Origin of the sequence: Microcystis sp. M165S2 (assembly GCF_020245885.1) — a bacterium.
Taxonomy (GTDB): Bacteria; Cyanobacteriota; Cyanobacteriia; order Cyanobacteriales; family Microcystaceae; genus Microcystis.
The window spans coordinates 1-2,983 of the sequence record NZ_JADBTZ010000174.1 but is presented as its reverse complement, the minus strand read 5'-3'; the positions used below and the strand labels follow the sequence as shown (position 1 = coordinate 2,983).

Sequence of the window (2,983 nt, the reverse complement as noted above, 5' to 3'; positions counted from 1 at the left end):
GAAGTTTGAGCATATCCTACTCTTTCTTGCTTTTCGTACCATGCTTGTGTTCTGAGATGGAGAGCTTTATTGTAAACTAATCTTACACAGCCCAAAGTGCGCCGCAATAGCGACTCTTGTTCTGGTGTGGGGTAAAATCGAAACGAATAGGCCTTCTCCATATCTCACATTCTAGCATATATCGTGTAAATGCGCTAGTATTTCATAGTAAAGCCGTCCTTTTAGAACGGGGTTTCAGAGCCAAAATTGGCGATGACACTTTAGAACCAGTGATTTTTTCTCCTAAACCCAAGTTTTTCTGCTGGCAATTCCTTATTATCTATGTCCTTGACTATGCCTCAGTCTGCCGAGTCCTCCATGGGTGAGGATTTACCCCTAGCTATCTCACCCAGTAACGAGCAGTTAGAGAATATTAATAGCTATTTAAACCTGATTTTGGCAGCTTTAGTATCTCTAGCTAATTTAGACTCCGAGTCTATCACCCAAGCAGCTCAGGAATTAGCCTTAGATCTGGATACAAGCGATCGCCTAGTTGCCCACTACTGGCAACCCCAGTCAAACCTCTCCCTAGCGGACATCCGTTCTCTAGTTCTCCTCCTCTGTCATCTAGCCCAAAAAAAGCAAGAGTTAATCCGTCGCGCCGTAATTCTCTTGGAACAAGTGGGAACTCAAGGACAAGAACCCCAAAAAACCACGCTTTTGGGCAATTATATCGATAATTTTCGCTTAAAATACCCAGAAATATCGGAAAATAATCTCAGCAATTCTAGCCTAACTTCCCTAGCCTGGAAATTATTAATCGATTTATTATTCTACAGCAGCCACCGCAGTCATCTCCTTCTCTGGCACACCCTTTTGGCAAGTAAAAAGTAAAAAGGCTATCAGCCTTGAATCAGTTATCAGTTATCAGTTATCAGATGTAAGTTTTCAGTTCACTGATTACTGATTACTGTTTACTGATCACTGAAAAAAAGCTTCCCAGTTCATAATTCATAATTCATAATTCCCACCGATAACTAAAAATGAGTAATCTAATTCGCAAATATACACCCCCCACCTGTACCCTAGAAATTTGGGGAAATAGTTCGCCTCTAGCGGTTTGGCTGGGTAAAAATGTCTTAAACGATGCCCACTTTCAATTGCGCTTTGATGATCCTAGATTGAGTGAGGAAAAACAGGTGACGATCAAAGGCGATCGCACACAATTACAACTCCTAGGGGAAATTGTCGCTAATTATGTGCAGAATTTACTCTCTAGTCCCGTTTCTACCCTCTCCTTCGTGGCTAGTGGTTCCCCCGAAAGCCATCTCCCCTCCTTACCCTCTCTCCGTTGTCGGGGACTTCTCCAGCATCAATTATTTTTAGGTTCCCTCCTAACCGATCGGGATAAACAGGAGATCGAATTAACCACATCGCAATTATTCGATCTAGCCAATGCTTTAGGGGAATATAACCATGAAAGCCCCCTAATACCCCCATTAATTCGCCAGAAAACTCGAAAAAATGCCCTGATGTGGACGGGATTAATCGCCTCAGCCCTAATAACTATCGGGGCAATAGCGATCGCATTTTATCAACAGCAAGAACTAGCCAACAATGATTTAACCATCGATCCCAATAGTGCCAAGATTCCCCAACCCTTGCCAACGCTGCCTTTACCCCCCACGGGAAAGGCCGCCCCAAACCCGCAGTTACCGGCAAATTTGGGCAATAAAACCCCTTTACCGCCACCGCCACCCGTGGGAACCGTTCCAGCCCCAGTTCGCCCCTCTAGCGTCCCCCTGGTGATTCTGCCGCCCACTTTACCGCCGCCACCAGTCACGGGTTCGCTTCCAAGCGGCACGGCGATCGTAATTGAACCGAATAATCAGAAAATCCCGATTACTGCCCCCCCCGTCACTGGCGCTCAGGGTACAAATGCACTGGTAAATGTTCCCCCCACCACGATGAATCCGACTCCAGCACCGCCAAAATTGCCCAATTTACCGCCTCTAAGCCCTATTAACCCCGAAAATGCCAATTTAGACCCCAAACCGCCCACAAGCACCGCTAAAGCCCCAGAGACGAATTTACTAGATACAATTCCCCAAGTGGCAGAAACCAGAGAATATTTTCAATCCCGTTGGCAACCGCCGGAAAGTCTCAAGCATACTCTAGAGTACCGTTTGGTCTTAAATCAGGATGGTTCCCTAAAACAGATTATTCCCCTGGGACAGGCGGCGAAAATCTATCTCGATCGCACTAATATGCCCCTGCTCAATCAACCTTTTGTTTCTCCCCTCGATGTCCCCGGTAATCCCCAATTGCGTCTGGTGCTTGGTTCCGATGGTACGGTGCGGACTTTTATGGAACAGCTTTGACTCTCCCCCGCCAACCGCTCGCGCGGTGTAGCGGGGGATTCTTGGTTCATAGGCTCTTGACTAGATCAAACAGGTTTAACTGAACGACCCCCACCAGACCGCCTCCGCAAGCGTTTTCTAACACGGTCAGTCCGACCGCGTTCTTTCCTCGGTTCTCGATTACCTTCGCCGATGCCGTATCTCTTGGTTCGATGTGGTCGCAAGAATCACACCGGTGAACTCTTTCCGATAAGGCTTTTTTGCCGGTAATCGCGCCACAATTCGGACACTCCTGTGAAGTTCCATTTTTATCGACCTTAAGATAATATTTTCCCCGTTTCCAAACAACAAACGGTAGTATCTCGTTAATAAAACTACCGATACCCGAATCTAGAGATTGTTTTCTAACAATACCCCTAGACCAGGAAACGAAGTTAATATCTTCAACGAAGATATTATCAGCAATATCACAAAGATAATGAGCTAGTTTAAAGTGCCAATCCCTACGAGTATTAGACACTTTTTCGTGTAATCTTGCTATCTTCTCCTGAAGTTTTAACCAATTGTTCGAGCCTTTGACTTGATGTTGCAAGCGTCTTTGTAGCAATTTAAGCTTACTCTGTACTTTCAACAAAAATCGAGGG

Annotated in this window: 4 protein-coding genes; 2 read left to right on the top strand and 2 right to left on the bottom strand. The window is 45.7% G+C overall.

What is annotated here, in order from left to right:
- Nucleotides 1-161, bottom strand: a 161-nt coding sequence (locus tag IM479_RS09065) for a helix-turn-helix domain-containing protein (protein WP_287686645.1), incomplete at its 3' end; no start/stop codon positions are given.
- Nucleotides 162-333: 172 nt separating this feature from the next.
- Between IM479_RS09065 and IM479_RS09060 the strand changes: the two genes are divergently transcribed.
- Both IM479_RS09060 and IM479_RS09055 read left to right on the top strand, forming a co-directional pair.
- On the top strand, nucleotides 334-873 hold the full coding sequence (locus IM479_RS09060; protein WP_287686643.1) for a DUF3038 domain-containing protein: 540 nt from the start codon (nucleotides 334-336) through the stop codon (nucleotides 871-873).
- Between the two features lie 149 nt (nucleotides 874-1,022).
- On the top strand, nucleotides 1,023-2,360 hold the full coding sequence (locus IM479_RS09055; protein ID WP_287686641.1) for a DUF4335 domain-containing protein: 1,338 nt from the start codon (nucleotides 1,023-1,025) through the stop codon (nucleotides 2,358-2,360).
- A gap of 46 nt (nucleotides 2,361-2,406) precedes the next feature.
- Here the strand turns inward: IM479_RS09055 and IM479_RS09050 are convergent.
- Nucleotides 2,407-2,983: RNA-guided endonuclease InsQ/TnpB family protein (locus IM479_RS09050; protein WP_287686640.1), on the bottom strand; the 577-nt coding region annotated here is incomplete at its 5' end.

Coding starts and splice junctions, on each gene's coding strand:
- IM479_RS09055 (WP_287686641.1), top strand. CDS start 1,023: ATGAGTAATCTAATTCGCAAATATACACCCCCCACCTGTACCCTAGAA.
- IM479_RS09060 (WP_287686643.1), top strand. CDS start 334: ATGCCTCAGTCTGCCGAGTCCTCCATGGGTGAGGATTTACCCCTAGCT.